The sequence below is a fragment of the Rhodococcus sp. DK176 genome, from assembly GCF_038447315.2.
Lineage (GTDB): Bacteria > Actinomycetota > Actinomycetes > Mycobacteriales > Mycobacteriaceae > Rhodococcus_F > Rhodococcus_F jostii_A.
This window is the reverse complement of record NZ_CP118323.2, coordinates 54,345-75,560: the sequence shown is the minus strand read 5'-3', so window position 1 is coordinate 75,560 and position 21,216 is coordinate 54,345. Positions and strand designations below refer to the sequence as shown.

The 21,216-nt window shown below is 65.3% G+C and carries 21 protein-coding genes and 1 pseudogene; 6 read left to right on the top strand and 16 right to left on the bottom strand.

What is annotated here, in order from left to right; translation table 11 throughout:
* Positions 1 to 688: 688 nt before the first annotated feature.
* Positions 689 to 1,750: pseudogene (locus PSR88_RS39145) on the top strand (RNB domain-containing ribonuclease); the annotation flags it as partial.
* Between the two features lie 256 nt (positions 1,751 to 2,006).
* On the opposite strand, the gene PSR88_RS39140 reads toward PSR88_RS39145, so the two are convergent.
* The 3 genes from PSR88_RS39140 to PSR88_RS39130 all read right to left on the bottom strand — a co-directional run bounded on the left by PSR88_RS39140 (position 2,007) and on the right by PSR88_RS39130 (position 3,481).
* Positions 2,007 to 2,177, bottom strand: a complete 171-nt coding sequence (locus PSR88_RS39140) for a hypothetical protein (RefSeq protein ID WP_016881311.1) — start codon at positions 2,175 to 2,177, stop codon at positions 2,007 to 2,009.
* Between the two features lie 129 nt (positions 2,178 to 2,306).
* On the bottom strand, positions 2,307 to 2,534 hold the full coding sequence (locus tag PSR88_RS39135; protein WP_016881310.1) for a hypothetical protein: 228 nt from the start codon (positions 2,532 to 2,534) through the stop codon (positions 2,307 to 2,309).
* A gap of 599 nt (positions 2,535 to 3,133) precedes the next feature.
* A complete protein-coding gene (locus tag PSR88_RS39130) occupies positions 3,134 to 3,481 on the bottom strand; it encodes a histone-like nucleoid-structuring protein Lsr2 (protein WP_016881309.1) in 348 nt (115 codons plus the stop codon).
* 500 nt (positions 3,482 to 3,981) lie between these two features.
* On the opposite strand from PSR88_RS39130, the gene PSR88_RS39125 reads away from it, so the two are divergent.
* Positions 3,982 to 4,926, top strand: a complete 945-nt coding sequence (locus PSR88_RS39125; protein WP_016881308.1) for a phospholipase D family protein — start codon at positions 3,982 to 3,984, stop codon at positions 4,924 to 4,926.
* A 361-nt stretch (positions 4,927 to 5,287) separates the two neighbouring features.
* Positions 5,288 to 5,779, top strand: coding sequence for a hypothetical protein (locus PSR88_RS39120; protein WP_016881307.1), 492 nt, complete (start codon positions 5,288 to 5,290; stop codon positions 5,777 to 5,779).
* 104 nt (positions 5,780 to 5,883) lie between these two features.
* Here the strand turns inward: PSR88_RS39120 and PSR88_RS39115 are convergent, their stop codons facing one another.
* A complete protein-coding gene (locus PSR88_RS39115; protein WP_037196419.1) occupies positions 5,884 to 6,069 on the bottom strand; it encodes a hypothetical protein in 186 nt (61 codons plus the stop codon).
* Positions 6,070 to 7,390: 1,321 nt separating this feature from the next.
* Here PSR88_RS39115 and PSR88_RS39110 point away from each other — a divergent pair.
* On the top strand, positions 7,391 to 7,702 hold the full coding sequence (locus PSR88_RS39110) for a hypothetical protein (protein WP_016881303.1): 312 nt from the start codon (positions 7,391 to 7,393) through the stop codon (positions 7,700 to 7,702).
* Positions 7,703 to 7,767: 65 nt separating this feature from the next.
* On the opposite strand, the gene PSR88_RS39105 is transcribed toward PSR88_RS39110, so the two are convergent.
* Positions 7,768 to 8,091 carry a hypothetical protein gene (locus tag PSR88_RS39105; protein ID WP_016881302.1) on the bottom strand — a complete coding sequence of 108 codons (324 nt, stop codon included), beginning with the start codon at positions 8,089 to 8,091 and terminating at the stop codon, positions 7,768 to 7,770.
* A gap of 204 nt (positions 8,092 to 8,295) precedes the next feature.
* Here PSR88_RS39105 and PSR88_RS39100 point away from each other — a divergent pair, with 204 nt between their 5' ends.
* Both PSR88_RS39100 and PSR88_RS39095 read left to right on the top strand, forming a co-directional pair.
* A complete protein-coding gene (locus PSR88_RS39100; RefSeq protein ID WP_237723943.1) occupies positions 8,296 to 8,736 on the top strand; it encodes a MerR family transcriptional regulator in 441 nt (146 codons plus the stop codon).
* A gap of 972 nt (positions 8,737 to 9,708) precedes the next feature.
* Positions 9,709 to 9,855 (top strand): hypothetical protein, encoded by a 147-nt coding sequence (locus tag PSR88_RS39095; RefSeq protein WP_020476760.1) that lies wholly within the window; start codon positions 9,709 to 9,711, stop codon positions 9,853 to 9,855.
* Positions 9,856 to 10,081: 226 nt separating this feature from the next.
* Here the strand turns inward: PSR88_RS39095 and PSR88_RS39090 are convergent, their stop codons facing one another.
* The 11 genes from PSR88_RS39090 to PSR88_RS39040 all read right to left on the bottom strand — a co-directional run bounded on the left by PSR88_RS39090 (position 10,082) and on the right by PSR88_RS39040 (position 21,025).
* Complete coding sequence (locus PSR88_RS39090) at positions 10,082 to 10,375, bottom strand: hypothetical protein (protein WP_016881300.1); 294 nt, start codon at positions 10,373 to 10,375, stop codon at positions 10,082 to 10,084.
* A 29-nt stretch (positions 10,376 to 10,404) separates the two neighbouring features.
* A complete protein-coding gene (locus tag PSR88_RS39085) occupies positions 10,405 to 11,196 on the bottom strand; it encodes a membrane protein (RefSeq protein ID WP_016881299.1) in 792 nt (263 codons plus the stop codon).
* Between the two features lie 180 nt (positions 11,197 to 11,376).
* Positions 11,377 to 12,462: a 5-methylcytosine restriction system specificity protein McrC gene (locus PSR88_RS39080; protein ID WP_016881298.1), complete on the bottom strand. Its 1,086-nt coding sequence runs from the start codon at positions 12,460 to 12,462 to the stop codon at positions 11,377 to 11,379.
* On the bottom strand, positions 12,459 to 14,222 hold the full coding sequence (locus PSR88_RS39075) for an McrB family protein (protein ID WP_016881297.1): 1,764 nt from the start codon (positions 14,220 to 14,222) through the stop codon (positions 12,459 to 12,461). Before PSR88_RS39075 ends, PSR88_RS39080 begins: the two co-directional genes overlap by 4 nt.
* Before the next feature lie 529 nt (positions 14,223 to 14,751).
* On the bottom strand, positions 14,752 to 15,093 hold the full coding sequence (locus PSR88_RS39070; RefSeq protein WP_237723941.1) for a hypothetical protein: 342 nt from the start codon (positions 15,091 to 15,093) through the stop codon (positions 14,752 to 14,754).
* 5 nt (positions 15,094 to 15,098) lie between these two features.
* A complete protein-coding gene (locus tag PSR88_RS39065; RefSeq protein WP_016881295.1) occupies positions 15,099 to 15,350 on the bottom strand; it encodes a hypothetical protein in 252 nt (83 codons plus the stop codon).
* Between the two features lie 77 nt (positions 15,351 to 15,427).
* On the bottom strand, positions 15,428 to 17,425 hold the full coding sequence (locus PSR88_RS39060; RefSeq protein ID WP_016881294.1) for a cutinase family protein: 1,998 nt from the start codon (positions 17,423 to 17,425) through the stop codon (positions 15,428 to 15,430).
* Positions 17,426 to 17,627: 202 nt separating this feature from the next.
* Complete coding sequence (locus tag PSR88_RS39055; protein WP_016881293.1) at positions 17,628 to 18,425, bottom strand: hypothetical protein; 798 nt, start codon at positions 18,423 to 18,425, stop codon at positions 17,628 to 17,630.
* On the bottom strand, positions 18,425 to 20,257 hold the full coding sequence (locus tag PSR88_RS39050; RefSeq protein ID WP_016881292.1) for a hypothetical protein: 1,833 nt from the start codon (positions 20,255 to 20,257) through the stop codon (positions 18,425 to 18,427). The genes PSR88_RS39055 and PSR88_RS39050 overlap by 1 nt, the downstream gene beginning before the upstream one ends.
* Positions 20,254 to 20,598 carry a hypothetical protein gene (locus tag PSR88_RS39045; protein WP_237723940.1) on the bottom strand — a complete coding sequence of 115 codons (345 nt, stop codon included), beginning with the start codon at positions 20,596 to 20,598 and terminating at the stop codon, positions 20,254 to 20,256. The genes PSR88_RS39050 and PSR88_RS39045 overlap by 4 nt, the downstream gene beginning before the upstream one ends.
* Positions 20,599 to 20,836: 238 nt before the next feature.
* Positions 20,837 to 21,025, bottom strand: coding sequence for a hypothetical protein (locus PSR88_RS39040; RefSeq protein ID WP_037196428.1), 189 nt, complete (start codon positions 21,023 to 21,025; stop codon positions 20,837 to 20,839).
* Positions 21,026 to 21,216 lie beyond the last annotated feature (191 nt).

The window sequence follows — 21,216 nt, the reverse complement described above, 5'->3', positions numbered from 1 at the left end:
TTCTACATGTCGCTGCTCAAATCGGGCACGGTGAACGAAGACCTGGTATGCAAGCTCAACGCACCAGCGTCCCGCACGCAACGGGGCACCTTCGTACAGAGGAATCCCCTAGCCCCGAAGCGAACTTCGCGAAGACCTCGGGTAGTTACGGACGCCACTGTGCAGGCCCTGTTTGAAACCGGGCATCCTGAGAAGCGCTCGCGATGTCATGATCGTGACCTGGCTGCACGACACCGGCATCCGGGTCGGAGGCCTTTGCGGACTGAGGTTTACCGACCTTCATCTCGTTGCGGATCATCCCTGCGGGCAACACCGATACCCGCATATCCACGTGGTGGGGCGCAACGACAATCCGAACGGTGCTCGCGCCAAGATCCCAGGTGAGTTGAGCCGGGTTCAGCTGAATTCCGAAGGGTATGTCACGACTGCGCGAGCTGATCAGGAATCTCACCCGAAGCCTGGCGGAGTCGGAGAAGGAACGAACCAGACTCACGAGATCCCTCGACGGCGCACGGGCCAACGTGAAGCGCGAAAGGGAACGCAACGTCACGCAGCTCTTCGGCGACAACCCATAACGCAAAGGCGATGGTTTCGCTGTTCGAAACCGGTTGCGAGGACTGTCGAGAGCATGTTCGCGATACCGTGACCTGCAAAAATAGTGGCAGCTGACTCCGGATCAGTCGCTAAGCACGGACACTACGGATTACGGCTCAGCGCCTACACCCACGTCACCTCACCGCTGCGCCGGGTGGCCGACCTGATCAACCAGCGGATCATCTTCGCCCACCTCGACCACTCCCCCACCCCCTACACCCCGGATCAGTTGGCCGCCCTCGGCGCCGATTTGAACCGGCGCACCCGCGCCGCCCGGGAGGCGAAGAAGAATCACTTCAAACACGTAGACCAACGCATCGTCGCCCAAGAGGCCGCACGCGATCTCACCATGCTCGATGCCCGCACCTTCCACAAGGTCCTCAAATCTGCAGCCGCCGTGCCGCTTCCGACCGAACTCGCCTCCGAGCTCGCCCGCCGTGTCGACGCCGACCTGCTGACCGCCCCGGACGTCGCGGTCCTGATCGACGCCGCCGACCCCACCTGGCTTCCGATCCAACTCCGCGTCCTGGACACCCTCGCCGACACCCATCCGGAGATGGGGCCCAGCGTGGCGTCGGTGTGGCGGCAATCCCATCCCGACCAACCGTCCACCGATCTCGAGATCCGGCGCAACGGCGCCGACCACAACCCGCTCTTCGCCGCCCGCGCCACCCACCTCGGCATCCGCGGAACCTGGGCCACTGCGGCCGCGAAGAAGCCGGCCGAACAAGCCGCCCTCTGGGCGGCAGTGCGTGCGCAGCTGACCGGCACCGACCACCCCGACACGGAACCGGACTGGCCTGCCACCGCGCCATCCCCGCAGTCAACGACTCCCCGGCCGGAGCCCAAGGATTCCGGTCCCGCCCTCTCCGCGGAACCGCACCGGACGATCGCCCCGGCCGCCCTGAACCTGGACGGGGCGAAGAAGTCCAAGGCACTGTCCAACCCCATCGCCTGGCTGATGAGTCTCGCCCAGAACAACAATCAGGCCCCGCCCGAGTGGGAGTTCTGCACCGACGGGCCCGCGCACGCACCCCGATTCACGGCCACCGTGCGCCTCGCCGGCCACACCGCCACTGCCGATGCGACCACGAAGACGGCGGCGAAGACCGCATCGGCCACAGCGTTCGTGGAGGCGCTCTTCGTGCAGCGTTGAGACTTTGATGTCGGTTTGATCCGTCGTTTACCGCAGTTCTTTGCGCGCAGAATTTGGTGCGGCAGTTGCGGCCGATGGCGGTGGCACCATTGGTGGCGACATCACCGGACACACCTCGACATGTGGTGGCTCGCCGCGGGAAGACCGACTGCGGCGTCTCGGCGTCGTTCCCGATCGGTGCACTCACTGTGCAGACTCGACAACCAGGTGCTGACTCTGCGCGCCCTGGCGATAATGACGAATCCGGCCGCACTCGTCATTCCACCAGGGTGATGGGCACCCCGGGCGTGATGTACAGGTGGTGTCGAGCGCCGCCGTGGGTGAGGGACATGGCCACTCCTGTGGTGTGTCCCTCGGCGAACCGTGCGAGCAGCTCGCGGGTGGCCTCGAATCTGGTGTGGCTGATGTCGTAGGTGACACCGCCCAAATATGAGGCTGGCCGCCATACCCTCCTTCTGCTGACGGTGGATCGTTGCCGAAAGTCTCGCTGACATCGCGTCCTCGGCGAGGACGGACACACCGTCGCGGCTCGGGGAGGTATCGGCTGTGGGCGGGGCTACCAGTGGTAGACGGTGCTCGGGTTCGGCTCGTCACTGCCTCGAATCGCGACCGGCGTCGCCGGCGTAATCAGGAGGCGCACCGTGGAATTCTGGCTGACGAAGCCGACGAATCCGCCGTTGCCGTTGTCTTCGAAGATGCCCCTGATGGCTTCCTCGAGGCCGTGGGCGGCGGCTGCATCGGCGAGCGGATAGCGGACCCCGTCGTAGATCGCTTCGTAACTCATGATCCCTCTCTCGCTGGTGTCGTGGTGTTCACAGCGTAAGAGCGCCGGGCCGACGGTTGTGGTGGTCGCCTCGATGGCCGTCGCGAGATCTGCCGCAATACATTCTGCCGGGTTGACCCGCGTCCGCGTGAGAGTCGGCCCGAGGTCGACGGCGCCACCGGGATACTAGGAATGCCTCGGCAGACCGAGCGCGGCGGGCGACGGGATGAAGGGGTGAAGGGGTTCCTCATGAAGCAGGAAGCAACCAGCACCTTGAGCTTCTTTCAGCGTTTTTAGTCTCTTGTAGCTTCTGTAGGGTTGGGTAGCGTTTCCGATCCCGCTCCGGCCCACCCGCGCGCGGTGAACTCGGCGTCCTCGACCATCGGCCCAGGTCCCCGGCACTATCGCGTGCATCACCTCGAACATGGCGCCATCCCCGACGGGGGGCGCGCAGCCGGCCGGTGGCGGCACTCGGATCCGAGAGCCCACGACGCCGAAGGGCGACCCGTCATCAGCCGGACGGTCAGGTCAAGTCACTCTCGATGCGCCGGCGGCGGGGAGTTTCACCGCCCCTGCGACCGCGACAACGTCCTCGTTACCGCCGGGCCGGACGAGGCATGTCAGTGAGCGTCGCGGAAGGCTTGCACGATCTCCCCTGGGATGCGGCCGCGGGAGGCGAGCTCGTAGCCCTGCTCGATCGCCCAGGCGCGGATCTTCTTCATTTCACCCGGCTGCCGCTTCGCGCCCCCGGGGTTGACCGCCCGGTCCGAGCGGTGTTTGCGGCCGCCGACGCGAGTGGAGTGGGCGATGTAGTACTCGAGCGTCTCGCGGAACTCCTTGGCGTGCTCGTCTTTCAGATCGATCTGGTACTCGACTCCATCGAATGTGTAGCCGATGCTCTCGCCGTCCGCACCGAACTCGGTCCCGTCGATGTCGTCGACCAGCTCCACCACGACCTTGCGTGCCACAGATTCCACTCCTCGATGTTCTCGGTACAGACAGGGTACTGGTTTGCGCCCGGCACCCACCGCACCCACCGCACGCTCCGCGGCGACGCGGGCGCCCCAGAGCCCAGGTCTCGCCAGCAGGCTTGGCGACGGGGTGGTGCTGACGTCGGCACCGCGGTCCAGCGGGGTCGCCCGGCGCGGCCGGGTTGATGGTGTCCGCAAACCCCGATCGGATTTCCCGACTCGGCCCCACAGAGGAGCCCTAGTGACCCCTCTGCCACGCCCGGACCCACTCACGGATGGGTACCACCGCGACCGTGCATCCTCTGGTGACCAAACCGTCAACACATTCGGCGTGCATGCTGCCCGCGTCTCCAACCGGGCAAACGTCACTCTACTGAGCTGCTGCACAGCATCGGCCTCCGATCTGGAGCGGGCATCGGCCAGGGGTCAGGGGTCAGGGGTCAGGGGTCAGGGACCATTGCCCACCCGGGCCGGGCGGGCGGTTACCGTCTGTCGGTATGGGGACCACCTTCCACGGGCCGAGCCCGTGGCCACACATCACCCGCGCCATCCGCACCCGAGGCGCCCGGTACGCCGCGATCGGCTACCTCGGACAGGACGCACCCGAGCTGCTGCCGCTGCGCGCCGGGGACCTCCTGGTTGTCAACGCCTCCAAAGCCGCTATCCGGGCGCACGCCACCTCCCCCGCCGCCCTCGCGTACTACGTGAACAAGGGGGTACGGGTGCTGTCGTCGCCGACCCTGCACGCCAAGGTGATCGCCACCAACCGGCGAGCGGTGATCGGGTCGGCGAACGCGTCCGAAAACTCCACCCTCGCCGACGACGCTGTGGTCATCACCGACGACCCCGACATCATCGCCTCGGTGCGGAAGTTCATCGACAGCCTCGACGAGATCACCGAGGTCGATGAGGTGTTCCTCGACGACGCACTCCGGGAATGGGAGATCGGCCGTGCCGTCCCGCTGCCCGGGGTCACCGGCCGCGTCCGCACCGAGACAGACTTCCTGCCCGCACCGGTGACCCGGATGTTCGTCAAACACGCCGTCGACTACGAACCCACCCACACCGAACAACAGGTCCTCGACCACCAGCGGGGCCGGCACAGCGCTGCCGGTGGGCCGGCGGTGAAGTACCAGCTCGAATCGCTCCGCCTCGACAAACCCAGCGCCGTTCGGCGCGGCGACGTGATCGTCTTCGTCTCCGCGGACGACGAGTGGATTTATCCGCCGGCCGTGGTGATCTCCGATCCGATGCGGATCCCGCGGTCGGGCGGAGCGGTGTTGTTCTTCCTGCGCACCCGCACCGACCTGCCACCCCTGCTCCTCACCGATGCCGAGAAGGCGCTCACCGATCTCGGGCACCCTGGTTCACGGCTGCGGACCGACCACTACGTCCGCTCCCCCAGCCTCCGGACCGCGCTGCTGGGACTGTGGGACCTCTGAGCCCTCCCCAAGCCTGTGTCAGGGTGGGGAGTCAGCTGCACAGAACCGACGAACCCGACAGTTCAAACGCTAGACGGCCCTCGATATCGCGACACTTGCGCGACTCGAGAGTGGCCTGATCACCGCCGCCCCGCGCTGGCGTGTGTGTTCCGGTGGCGGCGGGTGCCCCGTCCTGCGTTGGTCGTGCCTCGGTGAACCCCGAGCAGCCACAGCTCCCTTTCGACGACAGCACACTGCCGAGGGGGCCGGCACCCTGATCTCGGTTACCGGACTGTAGGTCTCATACTCGAATCGTTCTCGCGGGGAGGGACTCTCAGCAGATTCACAGACACCGCGGGGCCGAGTGATGCGACGATGAAGCATGCGCCGCCATCGCTGGCCGGCCCTCGCGCCGCCCCCCACCGGAGGGATCACCGTGCACGCGGGCATGCCGATCGCGGCTGAGAACGACCTCACCCTCGAACTGTCCGCCGCGACCGCGTTCGCGTCCGGGCTTCTGCTGCGGTTCGCGCTGTCCGTCACCGGTGTCCGCGCCGACTTCGCGCGCTACGAAACCCGGCCCCTGACCGACCCCGACGACTGGTCGGCGCAGTGGTCCTATCTGGCGGTGCGCATCATTGCCGACGACCTGGGCGGGCTCGCCGATCCGTTCCGCCCGGTCCCCGATACCGGCCTGGAGGGATCCGGGCCGTACCGAACCACGCCGCAGTACTGGATCGGCACCTACCCGACCACCGGATCACTGACCGTCACCACCAGTTGGCCTCAGGTCGGACTCCACCCCACGTCAGTCACTCTCACGCTCGGTCCCAGCCCATTCCCCACCACCTTCGGGTCCGATGCCCGTCGGTGACGGTGCCCGGCTGCCTTTGGCGAGCTGAATGCCCAAGCCACTGTTGTCGATTCTTGGGGGCGGAACTTACCGGTTCCCCGAACCGCACACAGGATGTCTGGCGCTCAGCCGATGTGGGCGGTCGCGCACATCGGGCATCGGGTGGTCTCGCCGACGACCCACCCATTGATGCGGGCGAAGGCCACCGCCGCTGCTTGTCCGGCGACCGCGGCATCGAATCGGTGCTCACACAGATCACACCGAACCGCCCACCCGTTGTGTCCACTGGATTGGATTACCTGCACAGTCATGTCACCCTCGCGACGTCACCGAATCCGAACCGTGGCACCAGCATCGCACAGCCCACCGACGAAGCAGAGCCCCGGAGTCCGGTCCTGACGACATTCATGCACCCGAACACTGGCGCGGCACCGACCAGGACAGACCTCAGTCGGCGCCGCTCGGTCCGTCACCGAACACATCATTGCTAGCTATGCTAGCTTCGCTCGCTAGGATTGCGTCACGCCAAATTCCGACGATCAGGTTCGCGCACAGCACCCTGTTGCGGAGCCGCCGCCGGAATCCTTTGGGGAACCTCATCAATGGCGCGAACTGGGTTTTCACCAGACGATCCCAACGCACGCCACACCTCCCTTCAGTTTCGTCACAGTGATGTAACTCAAGCGCCGGTCGCCGTACCGCTCCGTCGGTCACCCACGACCGACGTCCGCCGATGAAGCTGCGGAAGCACTCTCGACCTACAGGTGCGGCAGCAATGAAATCTGTCGAGCCGGATCCACGTAGGGCATGTACCCACCTGCTGCGCCTGTGTCCCACCGCCACTCCCCCGGCGCCGAGGCTCCGCTGGCGTAGTGCGGTCCGGCCGTCAGGTGCATGCGGGCGCAAATTCCCGCGGAACGTCGAGACCGACAGCTCGGTACCGGTTTCCTCCTTGATCAGGTCGACGACCGGATCGGTGTCAGTCGATGTGGGTTGGCCATCTGGTGAGAGTCGTTCCTGTTCATCGCCGTCGGCGATGTGAGTGGGAGGTCGGTGTAGTCCGGTAGATGATCGACCACGGCCCCCGATTCCGGCAAGCAAGAGTTCACGAAGTCCCTCGATTGCCGCGCATTTCCGCGGTTCCGAGGAGGCGGGTGAACGCCGGGCACATCGACTCGCTGATGGTGACGATCAGGCTTTACGCCATCTCGGTGAGGATTTCTTCGTTGTCCTCGACGTGGTAGTGCACCACTCCGAGCGAGACGCCCGCGACCTCGCCACGCGTCGGATGGTCAGCGCGGTGCCACCCTATTGCGCGGCGAGCACGAGCTCGGCCTCGATGAGCTGTCCATGGCGTACATCCGTGGGGCGCTTCTGCATCCGCGGGGTCGTAGGCGCTCGCGCGTCCGACCAGCAGAAGAATCGGACGGCCCGGCGCCGTCAGCAGTCGCCGGAGAGGTTGCCGCATACTCGAGATTCGACCCGTTCCGTCGTTTCACCTGATGTTTATCGGGGCAATCCTGACGTGTTCACAAGAACGGGTGCCCGAATCGGCGCCCAAAGGTGCTGTGGGGCTGTTTTCGCCACCCGTTCGCTGCAAGAGTCGGGGACTCTCAGAATGAGGTGAGCATCATGAAGAAAAAGATCGCGGTACGCACCGCCATCGCGTCGGCGGTCATCGCGCCCGCGATGGTCGTCGCGGGCGGTACCGCCGCCGCCGTACCGGCGCTGAGCGCCGGGGCGACCGGTGAAGTGGTGGTGACGGTACCCGCCGGAGAGAACTGGACCTGCTTCGGATTCGACTCGGGCTTCAACTTCAAGACCGGTGCGTTCGGACCCGGGGCTGCGGGAAAGCTCAGTGGTTTCGCGAAGGGAAACGCGACCGTCTTCTGCTTCGGCGGCACGGCGCCGTTCTTCTTCACCGGCAGCGTGGCAGTGAAGTAACCCAAGTCAATCAGTCGCCCGGGAGGCAAGGTCTCTGACTGGTCCTTCCACCGGCCAGGGTCGGTCTACCCGGCGGATTCTCGCGTGCTCGGGTCCGCGGTCAGGTCGTCGGTGTCGGCGAAGACCAGACGTCCGTCGTCGAGGGCGACAGCCCACCGATGCACCGGCGCGCCGGCATGCCCGCGCTCCTCGGTGTCCGTCAGCTCGGCGTAGTCCTCGACGATCCGACCGGTCTGCGCCGGCTCGGACGGCCGGCGCACCAGCACCCGTCCTCGATCACCGAAAGCCGATCCGTCGAGCGACGGCTCGGCGATGTCGGCAGAGCAGACTCGCCCCTGACGCGGGTGAAATCCCTGGTCAACCGACTCCAGAATTTCTTTAGTGGCCACTGTAGACATTGAGGTGTTGTCGTTGTAGAGTTCCTCTCGTCGCAAGGAAAGAGTTCACTTAGTGCGGGAGAGGATGAACTGCCCGCAGAGAAGTACCGCTAGACCAGGATGTGCCGGGTAAGGGTTGATGTGAGTGTGTAAGGCCCCGGCACTTTCCGGCCGGCGGCCGGGCGGCACGAAGGCCCGGCAGCCGGAAGAAGTGCAGTGAGCAAGGAAGTGAAACCCGCTCCGGCCCCCGGTGCCTCACGGCGCCGGGGGCCCTGTCCGTTGGAAAGGTGTCACCCCATTCCGGAAGATTCGCCCGACCGTGACCCGGCCGGGAAGTTCGACGACGAGGACTACCCGGCCTACAGCATGGGTCACGCCGCCGAGATCCTCGGCGTGACACAGGCATTTCTGCGCAGCCTCGACGCCGCGAAGCTGCTCACCCCCGGGCGCTCGGAGGGCGGCCACCGCCGCTACTCCCGGTACCAGCTGCGTCTCGCCGCCCGAGCCCGCGAACTGGTCGACCAGGGCACCGCGCTCGATTCCGCGTGCCGCATCATCATCTTGGAAGATCAACTCGCCGAGGCCCGACGCATCAACGCTGAACTCCAGCACACCCACCGCCTCGAGTCGGATCAGCCTGGCCCCGTATCCGGCTGAAACATCGCCGCCTGATGCGCTGCGGCGAATCGTGGCAGCAGAGCCTCAATCGAACCCGGTGGATATCGGCAGTTTGCACACCCGAACCCGTCGGGTTAGACATGCCGCCGTCGAGGTGCACGTGAACAGGATCAAGATGCTCAAACGGCAGATGTACGGGCGAGCCAACTTCGACCTACTTCGCAAACGCGTCATACACGCCGGATAGTCAAGCGCCCCATAGTAATCACGCAAATTGCGCCAGACCAATTCCGTGAATGTCGACATTCAGTGCTCACCCTCATCCGGCCGATGACACCCGTGGACGAGACGCACCCTATTGCGGCGGCGATCGCACCGAGAATCATCAGGCGCCATGCCAAGGGAGCGAGAAAGTTCGTCATGGCCGCGAACGGTAGCCAAACCTCGAGAGCCCCGGAGAAGGTTTTTGCTTTCCTTGACCAGCAGCGATGCCGTACGGCATCGCTGCGCCTAACAAAGTCGACAAAAGGTCGGGTGTGTCGTGACGCTGATGCTCCCAGTAATGTCATCCTCGATCGGCTCCCCGAGCAGGTGCACGTTCGGTCTGCACCGGAGGACCTGTCCGCGCCCGGCACAGGTGTTTTCTGCGCGCGGACACCCTCAGCGGATCCGTCCGCAGCTAGGCTCGGTTCGACGCCTTGCAGGAGGTGGACCCATGTTCCGAACCGCTTTGATGCCCCACAGCCTGACTATTCTCGCCGGATTGCACTCGCAGCACTGCTGCTCGCCGCCCCGCCGGTGAGCGCAGCCCCGACCGACACGGTCCTGGCGATCCCATTCGCGGGAATGACCAACGGATCGACTGGATTGACTAACCCGCCGTCCAGCACGTACATCACTGTCCGGACAGACCCAGCCGAGCCGGGGATCACTCGATTCCGCTGCGGCGCGTACCCCTCCTGCGATCTTGTCGTCCACTGGCGCAACCTATCGACCGGAGCGAGCGGCGCTGTGGACCTCTTTTACGGACCTTCCCTGGGGGTCGCCCAGACCAGATCCGGCACGGTGATCGCCGCCTTCAACGCGGGCGGCATGCCCGGCTACCTGGGCACCCCCACCACGCTGCTACCGGGCGCCGGCGTTTGGGCAGTTCCTTGACCTGGACTAACGCTTCCGACGACATCCGTCATGTTCTATCGACTGTTGGAGACGGCAGGAAGGGCCTCGGCTGCCGGTCGGGGCGGATCGCTGTCGCAGCCAGGTCCAGCACCCACTGCTCAGACGGGCAACCCAGGCTCTTCTCGAGCTCAACCTTCAGCCGCGCTGCCATCACTCGCGAATCTCGCACGCCACCACCTCCGAGCTGTCCATCACCATTTGTCGGCTATGTAGTCCCCGCACCAAGCCCGTACCGGCGGTCGAACTCCTGTGTGGACATCACGAGCACGGACACCACCTGGCCCGGCATCGGCCCATCACGGCGCAACAACTCTTCGACCATTCTCACGGCCAACTGCATCGCCGAGGTGTACGTCTCCTGCGACACGGTCAGCACAATGTCGGTGCCTCCGATTTCACTGGCACCCATGGCCGGGGAGAAGCCCTGCAAGCCGGACAACAGGTAATCGACCTGGGCCTCGTCGATCATCTGGAACGGGGCGTCGATCTCGACTGTCACGTCTCATCATAGGGGACACGCCACGTGTACTACTCCGCGATGAGCGTGCGTCCGAACGACTGCGGGTCGCTCACATGGCTTGGCTTGGTCAACGGCAGACTCGCGAGGTGCTTCCGGAGCCGCTTGGACATGGGCAAAAATGTGGCGAACGTGAGACTGCCCGAGACGACTGCCCCTACCAGCGGAACGATCTTGGCAGCGCTTTTGGCGAAGATCTGCTTGGTCATCTGGACGCCAAGGACAGTCGCGACCTTCTTGACTATCGGGTAAACCGTGCCCTTGGTCAGCGCTTGCTGTGGGAGTTTCTTCGCCACCTGCTTCGCGATCAGCGCCGACACTTGCGCCACGCCAGCCTGCGCCGCATTCACCCCAAACATGACACCGATGAATAGTGTGAGCATGCTCTCGGTCGCGGCGTCCATTCCGTCCCCATCGTCATCAAACAGGTCCGGCCAGCTGTAGATGTAGGCGAGTTTCTGGACGACGCGTAGGAGGTGGCCATAGTACTGCGCGATATCGGCCGGGATCGTGCCGAACGCCACGAATCCACCGGGAATGCCCGCCACAGCCGAGATTGTCGTCACTTTGCCTGTCTCGTAATTAATCACACTGTTAGCGATCTGGTCGATCACGCTCAGCGGCACGCCCGCTTCGGCGGGGGTCGTGGCGATTGCGCGCCCAATCTGGTCGTCGGAGCAGAACCGCTTCAACTCACTGCGGAGGAACGCCTTCCTATCGATCCGTACCCCGGGCATCTGGGCCGACGCCCGCAGCGTCTGCTCGAACTTCGTTGTTGGCGCGATCTGGTTGTCGTTGACCATTGCGACAACCTACTGCACCCGTCCGACACCGCCGACCCATTCGGTCTACCGCCAACGGCGGTCGTCAGCAGGATTGGAGTACGACAGCTTCGTTGCGCGGGACCTGCCGCAAGCTATACAGCACGACCGTTACTGACCTTACTATCGATCGGGCGTCAGCGACGAGGCGAATACGCCCTGTCAGCTCACGCATCGCAGCCACTGTTCACGGATCTCGGGTGGAGTGCCGGAGAGGTCGACTGACAGCACCCGGACACGGTGTGACTGGATCTCCACCTCGCTCTCCACCGGTGGCTGCCCCTCGGTGAGCGCGAAGAGGAGCACTCCCTCGGCTCTGTCCGCGGCTGGATCACCTGCCCCAGTCTGCGACATCAGGTACGCGTACAGCTGAAACATGTACCCGGGCTTGACCTTTGTTGATCCATAGTGGACCGTGAGGGCGTTAGTGAATTTCGTTTCTACCACGATCCTCCTCGTGGAGGACTTTTGGTCCAGGACTGTATCTGTCTTGAGCTGAGGAAGCAGGGCGAGGGAGGTCGCATCACCAGCGGCTTTCCAGACCAGCGTAGATCGAGACACCCTCCACTCGTTGCGGTCGAGGCTGTACGTGAAGAAGCCGCGAACTGCGTCCTCGAAAAGGTCTCGAAGGACGCGATCGTCGTGCTCGAGGGTTGGCAGCACACGGTTCCCGGCAGCGTGGACTGGCAGCGCCATATCGTGGATCAGTTTCGCGGCGTCGAGCATCCGTCGGTCTGCAGCATCGTGGTGGCTGAGCCGGTCCTGGGACATCTCCGATCGGGTCGGGGCGCGGTCCGTCACGCCGAGTCGCTCCATTCGGAATGCAGCTGTCCGACAACGAGATGCAAGTGGCGTGGATTGCACGATCCGGCTCGCCCAGCGCAACGCCCGGCAGACGAACTGGTTCCGGACGGTATCCGCTGTGAGTTCGTCGAAACGGCACGCGACCTGGCCTCGGTCCATAAGTCGCGCTGAGCTGGTCCGGAGGTGGTCGATTCTCCCTCTCACCCTGGTGAGGTCATCGACTCTGGTTCGATACTTCACGGTCAGGTTGTGCCGGAGTCGACGTTCGACTTCCACCACGAGTACTTCGGCGATCGCATCGGCGAGGTCCGCGTCTCGTGACCCCGCGAGAAGCGCTTGGCGCTCGTCTGTCCGGAGGTCTTCAAGCATGTCGGATGCGTAGATCAACAGCAGCCAGAGACTTCTTACTGGGATCCGTGTCTTGCCTTTTCCGACCGTGATCATGCGAGCAGAGCCGTAACCGCCGCGTCGGCTGTGTCAGGGCTGTCGAACCAGTACTCGGTGAGGAGCGGCGCGATCTCGCTCTCCACCACTCCTGTGAACCACTCAGCGCCGTTCGACTCCGTCTCAGCAGGTGTGAGAAAGCTGTGCCCAATTCGGAACGCGACCCCCAGCGTTGGATCTTCGGAAATCTGCGTGTTGAGCGCGTCGATCTTCGTCTTGATGCTGTTCACAAGATTGGAATTGTTCGGGAGGCGCTTGCTCAACAGCTCCGCCCACTGCGGTGTGAAGGCGGGTTCGAGGGTTTCGAAGCAGAACCGTCGGCGGAGTGCGAAGTCGACCAGAGCCAACGACCGGTCCGCGATGTTCATCGTGCCGATGATGAACAGGTTCTCGGGGAGGTTGTACTGTTCCGTCTCTGACCGTGGGTAGGCCAGTGTGAGTCCATCTTTCGGGCTCCGTTTCGTGCTCTCGATCAGGGTCAGCATCTCGCCGAAAGCCTGGGCTGGGTTGCCTCGGTTGACCTCCTCGATCACGATCACGTGCGGGATGTCCGGCTGGAGACGTGCTCGCTCTGCGTGTTGAAGGAGCGGACCATCGTTGAGAACGAGCTGGCCAGCACCGTCAGAACCCGCGGTTGGTCTCCAGCCCCGAACGAAGTCCTCATAGGACGTATTCGGGTGGAACTGGACGGCCCGAACCGCCTCTGGGGTTGCGGATCCGATCAGGGCGTAGGCGAGCCGCTTCGCCAGCCAAGTCTTACCGGTCCCGGGCGCACCTTGGAGGACTAGGTTCTTCTTCTTCTCCCACCGCTTCAAAATCTGCTGGAGACGGTCGGCCGGGTGGAACGCGCCGTCCGAGACGATGTCCGCGACGGAGTACGGCTGCGCCTCGGATGTGTCGTCTTCGTCGCCCGATTCATCAACGGTCCCCGCTGGCGCGACGCCGCTCGTCGCGTCCTTCTTCGCCTTCGGCTTCCAACGAGAGACCCAGGGCTCTGTGTAGTAGTCCACTGCTCCGCCCGTCTCGGCGACGACTGCATCATCGATTGCACGCAGGTCAGCGTCGAGGTCGTCGCTTGCCCCGGTCGGGAGGTAGTCCGCCGCCAGCTTGTCACGGAGTAGCTGTCTCTGCGCTGTGCTGACAATCGGCAGAAAGTACTCGGGGTGGAACATGTACAACAGGGCCTGTCGCTGTGCCGGTTCGCGGTGGCCGGGTGCTTCGAAGACGAGCTGCTTCATCGCGTTCGGATGATCCGCAGCTTCTCTTCGAATCGCAATGGACTGCGACTTGAAGTACTCGGCAAACTCGACCAAGAATGACAGCTGCGCCCACCGCCGACTGCTGAATGCCCTCCCTCCGTTGAACACGCCGCCGCTGAACGCATGTGCGATGTCGTCGGGTATGTCGACCGGGGTTTTCAACTCGTCGAGCACGCCTTGGATGTACCCGACCTTCGTTGTCTGGAGGAAATTGTAGAGCGGGAGCACGTTGAGGATGTACAGCTCCGCGAATAATTGACGGGCCAGGTCTGAGGTGTCTGCGAGCTGGCTGGCGAGCTTCTCCCCGAAGTTCTTTGCCGACACATCTGGGGCATCGACATACTCGCGGTGAAGCTCTCGCAGGTTCACCGCGGTCCACACCCCGCGATCAGGGGTGAGGATGGAGCCGTCTTCGATCAGACAGTGTTGAAGGATGCGAGCGGCGATCTCCTCGACCGGGACTGATCCTATTCTGGCAAGTGTGGGGCTGGTCCGAGACATGACTCCATACTGCCAACCATTGACTCTTCGAAGGCCTGCTCACCGTCCGCGACATCGATGCTAGCGGGTGGTACTCCGACAGGTTCTCGGATCAAAACTGAGCTGAGCTGGCGTTTCAGACTGGATGGATGCTGCGGGAAGAATACGTTCAGCCCGTCGGCAACCCTTTCCTTTTCCCGAGGCGCCAACCCGACCCACGTCGTATGCTCTTGCCAAACGGCGCACGACACTACGCCCGCTGCTCCAGTCGAATGCCCAGCTCAGCGACCGTCTCCTTCAGGTTCAATGGTGTCATTTTCGGTGTGGCAACCCATGCCTAATGAAGCCGGCGGTGCGGCGGTATCGATGTTGGCTCGGCGACGGCGACGGCGACGGCGTCGCAGCTTGCACGTCATCTCAGGTACGGAACATCTGACCATGGGCGCCCCAATGATGTTACGCATTATTGCCTCACGGTGACCGTCGGGCGGGGGCCGGAGGACCGGGACCAGATCCGTGGCGCGATAAGTTCTCTCGTGTGTGAGCGCGGTCAGGGCTTGCCTCCATCGAGGATGTCGAGTTGGACGCGGTTGCGGTGGCTGATTTCCCACCGGCCGGCTTCGAGGTCGTGAAGGAGGTCGCGGCACCGCTCATCGGTGCTCACGTCCATGCTGTGCCCGATCACGTTGATCGGGCCGCGGATTCCGTTCCGCCAGTCGATGACCGTGTAGACGAAGTCACCTGTGGTGGCGAAGTCGCGTTGGCGGGTGCAGATAACGAAGTGCTCTGAGAGTGCGCGGACGGTGTAGGGGCGGCGGGGTTCGAGGCCGAAGCGGATCCGGTCGCCGGGGTCGAGTGGGATCGGGGTGGTCGGTGATCCCGTGGCGTTCATCAGTGTCACCGCGCACCCCCGGCTGCGAACCTGCCTTCGGAGAGCGCCCTCCGCTGATTGGCCGCGAGCGTGTCGCGGTCGATGGCGCCGCGGCCCAACCCTTCTGGCCGGAGTCCGACGTGGTAGCGGTCGCCGCCCCCTTGTTGGTGTGGGCAGGGGTAGATCGACAGGCCGCGGCGCTTTTCGTGATGGGTGCGGGCGGCGCGGGCATCCTTGCGTGTGAAGTAGGTGCGTTTGTCGCAGTGCGGGCAGGTCACCCAACAGGAGGTCGGGCGGTGTACTCGAGCGGCCAATTTTCCGGTGCTCCTATTCGACTTCGGACGCGGTCGGATCGTCAGACGGCGCGGGTGATCTGCAGGTTCAGCCAATCCGAGACCCACTGGATGGCGTTGCGGCCGGCGTTGTCGACGACCAGGTTCTGGTAGCTCTGGTGTGCCCCGGAGGCGAAGAAGCTGGCCGCGGTCAGGCCCTCGCCGACTACCGCGGCGAGATCCTCGGCCCCCTGCGAGCGCGCCATCGTCGATACCGATGAAGCGAGTCCTGCGAGGTCGAGGCTCTGCGCCTGCGTGGTGATCGCGTTGCCCACGGGATTGGCCTGCTTGCCGAGCAGCGCGGGGTCGGTCTTGCCGGCTTTGCCGGTGAGCATGTTCGCGGCCACCGAGGCGAGGTCGAGTCCGAGTGGGATCAACGCCGTGGTCTGCGCGGCAGCACCCACCGGGTCGGGTTGCACCCCGGGCGGGGGAAAGAGTTTGTCCGCGGCGGCCCACGCAATTTCCTGGGCCTGGCCGGCGATGTTGGCCAGCTTGATCACGTCGACGTTGCCGAGGATGCTGGTGACCAGCGCCGCGATCTGGGTGTAGCCGGAGGGGTCCGGGATGATCGCGAGGATGTGGGAGACCCACTTCAGGTCGACACCGGCGACCATCTTCACCAGCGGTTCGAACTGCACGTTCAGCGCTCGGGCGGTATCGCGGGCGGCGCGGACATCGCCTGCGGCGATCGTCTGCGGGAGCACGATCAGGTTGTGCAGGATCTTCGGTATATCGAGGGCAGTGACGCCGGTCACGACGTTCAGGGCCTGGTCGACGACGACTTTCGGTTTGAGGACCGACAGCACACTCGACGCGGAGGAGAGAGCATCTGCCGGGGTGGCGGCGACGGGTGCGATCTGGTCACCGAGGGTCGCGGCGGTACCCGCGAGTTGAGAGATCTCGGGGGCGGCGGCGGGCAGGATGGTGGTGCCATTGTTCGCGAGCTTGGCTGCGGTGTTCGCGATCGTGGCCACCGAGTCGAGTGCACCGGTCAGGTCCGCGTGGCCGGCCGTGGTGAGGACCTGTGCGGCCGCGTGTTCCGGTGTGCCCACCGGTGCTGCGGCCAAGGTGCTGGTGGCGGCGGTGTTCGCGGCCCCGGACTGCAACAGGTCGACCAGTGGACTGAGCGTCTTGGACAGCGAGGTCGCGGTGTCGGCGACCTGGTGCACATCCACCGTCCCGCCGGTGCCGGTGCCGGACAGTTGCCTTCCGAGCGCGTCGACATTCGATCCGAGACCGGGCAGGTCGGCGCCACTGAAATCCGAAGTCAGCGCGTGGGCGACCGCCGCATTACCACCCCCACCCTGATCGGCACCGGTGGTGCCGGGGGTCTTCGACAGGATCGACCCGAGCGATCCGAGGAACGGGTTGGCGCCCTTGCGGATCGAGCAGTACAGGTCTTTCGGATCGCAGATCGAGGCGACCCGCCCCGACAGTGTGCCCATGCCCTGCGACCGGGGACCGGCGATCCCCTCCCCGGAGGTCTTCGGCCCCACCGGTGCGGCGCCCTTCGTGCCGGCACCCGGGTCGGCGATCAGCGCCACACCGAGGACCTGGTCCGCCTCGACCGGCCCTCGAGCGTTTCCGATCGCCGACGCGAGATCGCCTGCAGCGTCAGCCCCCTGGGAGTATCCGGTGATCGTGATCTTCGCGCCCCGACACTTGTCGGCGTAGGACTCCAGCACGGCGGTGGCCTTGCTGACCGCGTCGGTCTTGCTGTCGGCGTAGGTGTGGCCGTTGTCGAACGCGCGCGCCATGTACGGCAGCGAGTAAATCTGCGCCCGAGCACCATTCTGTGCCTTAATCGACTCCGCGACCGGGGCGAGCATGCCCACGGGCTGGTTCGGGTCGGCGTTCTCGTTGGTCTCCCACGTTCCGGGGATGAACAGGTTGAACGTCGCCGCGCAGCCCACCGGGGCGGCGTTGGCGAACGCGGGTGCGGTAAGAGCGACGCCGACGACGACGGTCACAGTGGCGATCAGTGCGACCGTGCGACGGGTTCTCGAACGTCTGGCGGGCATTGGCACCTCGATTACCGGAAGGGACACTCATGCCTACCTTCACCCATTTCGGCGTTTCCCCTCAACGGGGTGTCGGGGCGCTCCCGCTCCTTTGAGGGCACTGACCGGCGAGAATGGGCCGGAATCGGGGGTTTTCACATGCGATGCGACACGGGGCCACCCGACCCGTGCCGCGGCGGGCTGGTGGGGAGTCCCCAGCGTTTTAGATCCAGTCGATATGGACCGAATCGATGTGGTCGAAGTGGAACCCGAACTGGTCGCTGTACTTGTCGAAACCCTTATTCTCCGGGTAGTCCAGGGTGGCGTGCCGTTCGAGCAGTGCAACGACTCGGGCGTGATCGTCGTTGGCCAGTGCGGCGGCCAGTTCGCGGGACTCCTCACTGGTGAACGGTGTGTCCGAGTTCGCGAAATCCAGTGTCCGGACCCGGTAGTCGTAGCCCTCGTCGGCGCCGTTGCGGACCATGACGCCGCCCTTGACCCGGATGACGGCCTTCTTCGGGGTTCCGTCCGGGCGCAGCACGCCGGCGCGTTTCATGATGTCCTCAGCCTTGACGTTCCTGAGTTTCTTGCTCGCGTCCGCCCGCAGCTCGTTCGTTTCCCCGGAGCGGTACCGCGAGACCGCGGAGCGGGACCGCCCGATCTTCGCGGCCACGGCATCGACACCGCCGAGGCGTTCGATCGCCGCACGGCGCTGGGCACGCTCGAGAACATCAGCGTGCGGGATGCGGCCCTGTTGCGCCCACCGGCGCAACGTGCGAGCCGACGGGGGTGTGCGGCCGGCATCGATCGCCGCCTGACGCAGGCCCTCGTTGCCGAGCTCCTTGCGCAGCTGCTTGACCGAGACCTTGCTGGTCAGGCCGGCCAGTCCCCCGCTCTTGACCTGCTTCGACTTCTCGACACCGCTGGTCGCGGCGTTGGCGACGGAGACCTTGAGGCCGTCGAGGCCGACCGCCTGCTGCGCCGGCTTCGTGGTCCGCGGTTTCGGAAGATGCAGGGCCATCAGAGATCTCCCTCAGAGAGCTCGTCGTCGGCGAACGCCGCCTTGATCGCGAGGTTCACGTCGTGCACGTCCTGCGCCGAAGTGAAGGCGGACAGGAATGTGTCGGTGAGGACCACGTCCTTCTCGACCGACATCTTCCCCAGCGCCTCGCTCGGGTCGGCGATGTCCTCGCCATCGGCGAGGAGGTACACCCAGGAGTCGGTGACGGTGCGGACCGGCCAGCGGCCGTGCTCGCGGGCGATCCGCATCGCCACCCGGCGGCCCCGCCACCGGCAGTGCGCGATGATCGCCGCCCGCCAGAGCGGTTGGTGGTGATGTTGCATCTGCTTCGCGGTCCACATGTCCGGGTTGACCATTCGCCCGATGTAACCCTTGTAGCAGGTGCCGAGGAACCGCTTCGTCGCTTCGTCGTCGGTGTCCACCGCGGCTTTCCGGGCCTCGCGGAGGATTTTGGCCCACTTGTCCAGCGCCCGGCCCTGCTGCGGGTAGATCCAGGCCTCGGTGATGTCCAGGTCGTCGAGGTCGGCGCCGATTCCTCCGTCCACCACCGGTGAGCACAGCCCGTCGAGGCTGACCGAGGTGACCCAGGTCTGCACTGGTTGGTCGGCGAGCATGTGCGGGTGCGGCAACGGGAGTTTCTCGGGCAGCGACAGTGCCTGACCGGGCGGCAGGGTGATCCGCCACAGCCCGAACGGGGCACCCTTGTCCCCCACCGCCGCGGCGGCCGCCGCCTGACCGGTCAGGTGTGTGGGTTGCCCGTAGCCGAATTCGAGCATGCCCGCGGAGGCGAGGTAGGCGGCGCGTTGATCGATCGACACCAACCGGCTCGTCCCGTCCAAATCCTGCGCGTCGGGGACGCGGGTCCAGCCGACCGCGGGTTCGAGATCTCCCCGCGGCGGGCCATCGAGGGGTGGGACCGAGCCAGGTGCGGTGACGACGATGCCTTTACCGCTACGGGTGCGTTCACGCTTGATCTTGTCGACGATCGCGGCGCCGGTGCGCGCGGGCGTCGGTCCCGGGAGCACCCCCAGGTGCTGGGCGCACCAGGCCAACCGGCGACCGAGCTCCCGTGCCGCCGGGAGGTCGTCGTCCGGGAGATACGTTCCCGCGGTGGGTGAGCCGAGGATCCCCATGTCACCGACCCGGTTGTGCCAACCGAAGTCCTTGTTCCAGTAGGTCCACACGTAGGGTTCGATCACCACATCGACCATGGAGGTGAACTTGCCGATCGAGCGGGACAGGTGCACCACGTGCCCGGGGTCGCCGCGCAGTTCCCAGCCCGCGTTCAGCAGTGGGGTGAGGGTGGCGTGGAGGACGGCAGTCAATTCCTGGGCGGCACGGTTGCGAAGCGCCTCCATGTCGTCGACGTCGTCCTCGCTACCCGGGTCGATGATCCACCCCAGCAGCTCGCACGCGGCCTGTCCGACGACCCAGATCTGCGCGGGGGCTCCCAACGGGGTCAGCGCGGCCCAGCGGATCAGCTTGTCCAGCTTCTCAACCGAGTCGACCGGCCCGGTCAACTCCCGCCCGGACGGTGAGTAGGTTCCCGCGGCGGTCACGATCAGAGCGTGCCCGTCGGCGTCCTCCCCCACCGGCAACGACTCCCACACCGGCGTCGGCATTGCGACCGACTCGGCGGCATCGTCCGCCACGCTGGTCTCCGTTGCGCCATCGTTCGATGCTGCTTCATCGCCGGCTTCCTGGAGTGCAACGTCGACTGCTGTTGCGTCCGCAACGGGTGAGTGTTGCACCGCAACGGCGGAATCGGGAGACGTCGGCGGGGTCGCCTCGGGCAGTCCGAACAGAGGAATCTGCTCCCACGGACCGCTCATAAGTCCTGCTCGGCGATCCGGCCGTCGAGATCGGCCGGAGGGACGCGGTAGCGGTCGAAGAACTCCTGCAGGGCCACGTCCACGACGTTGGTCACCGTGGACTTGCGATCGTTGACGAGCCAGTTCAACCGGGCCTCCGTCGAGGCCAGGACCCGGGTATTGAGCGGAACCTTCGTCGGTCCCTTCCGCGGTTCCAGCTTCGCCGTCAACTCCGGACTCGGCGTGCCTGCGTCGGGGAAGCCTCCCGCACCGGGACCGCGTTCCCCCGGCCCCGCGGCGCCTCTGCGTCCACCCCCGGCCGGGCGGCGGGTGCCGCCTTCGGACTTTTCCACCTTCGCCATACCCACCCACTCGTGTTCGGTGTGCCGCCCGTGTACGTGCGCGGAGATCACCCTACCCGCTACGTGCTTTCCTGCGCATATCTTCGCACGCAAATTTGCTCGCATAGTTGCCCCAGTGTGCGGTGCCGAGTGTGTTGCGGACGGTTCCGATGGTGGCCGTGGCGCCGCTCGATGACCGTCGCAGCGCCGCCGCGGCGCGAAGACGGCGATCCCGCCGGGGAGGATCCGGCCGAACTCGTCACTCCACCAGCGTGATGGGCACCCCGGGCGTGATGTACAGGTGGTGTCGGGCGCCGCCGTGGGTGAGGGACATGGCAACTCCTGTGGTGTGTCCCTCGGCGAACCGGGCGAGCAGCTCGCGGGTGGCCTCGAATCTGGTCTGGCTGATGTCGTAGGTGACGCCGTTGAAAATGAGGCTGGCCACCATGCCCTCCTTTTGCTGACGGTGGATCGTTGTCGAAAGTCTCGCCGACATTTCGTCCTCGGCGAGGACGGACACACCGTCGCGGCTCGAGGGGTATCGGCTGCCGGCGGCGCTACCAGCGATGGACGACGCTCGGGTTCGGCTCGTCACTGCCCCGAATCACGACCGGAGTCGCCAGCGGAATCAGCAGGCGC

Bases quoted from the DNA above. Each gene is read 5' to 3' on its own strand.
- PSR88_RS39135 (WP_016881310.1), bottom strand. From the start codon at position 2,534: ATGAGTTACGAAGCGATCTACGACGGGGTCCGCTATCCGCTCGCCGAT.
- PSR88_RS39125 (WP_016881308.1), top strand. From the start codon at position 3,982: ATGGGGACCACCTTCCACGGGCCGAGCCCGTGGCCACACATCACCCGC.
- PSR88_RS39120 (WP_016881307.1), top strand. From the start codon at position 5,288: ATGCGCCGCCATCGCTGGCCGGCCCTCGCGCCGCCCCCCACCGGAGGG.
- PSR88_RS39115 (WP_037196419.1), bottom strand. From the start codon at position 6,069: ATGACTGTGCAGGTAATCCAATCCAGTGGACACAACGGGTGGGCGGTT.
- PSR88_RS39110 (WP_016881303.1), top strand. From the start codon at position 7,391: ATGAAGAAAAAGATCGCGGTACGCACCGCCATCGCGTCGGCGGTCATC.
- PSR88_RS39085 (WP_016881299.1), bottom strand. From the start codon at position 11,196: ATGGTCAACGACAACCAGATCGCGCCAACAACGAAGTTCGAGCAGACG.
- PSR88_RS39080 (WP_016881298.1), bottom strand. From the start codon at position 12,462: ATGATCACGGTCGGAAAAGGCAAGACACGGATCCCAGTAAGAAGTCTC.
- PSR88_RS39075 (WP_016881297.1), bottom strand. From the start codon at position 14,222: ATGTCTCGGACCAGCCCCACACTTGCCAGAATAGGATCAGTCCCGGTC.
- PSR88_RS39070 (WP_237723941.1), bottom strand. From the start codon at position 15,093: ATGAACGCCACGGGATCACCGACCACCCCGATCCCACTCGACCCCGGC.
- PSR88_RS39060 (WP_016881294.1), bottom strand. From the start codon at position 17,425: ATGCCCGCCAGACGTTCGAGAACCCGTCGCACGGTCGCACTGATCGCC.
- PSR88_RS39055 (WP_016881293.1), bottom strand. From the start codon at position 18,425: ATGGCCCTGCATCTTCCGAAACCGCGGACCACGAAGCCGGCGCAGCAG.
- PSR88_RS39050 (WP_016881292.1), bottom strand. From the start codon at position 20,257: ATGAGCGGTCCGTGGGAGCAGATTCCTCTGTTCGGACTGCCCGAGGCG.
- PSR88_RS39045 (WP_237723940.1), bottom strand. From the start codon at position 20,598: ATGGCGAAGGTGGAAAAGTCCGAAGGCGGCACCCGCCGCCCGGCCGGG.
- PSR88_RS39040 (WP_037196428.1), bottom strand. From the start codon at position 21,025: ATGGTGGCCAGCCTCATTTTCAACGGCGTCACCTACGACATCAGCCAG.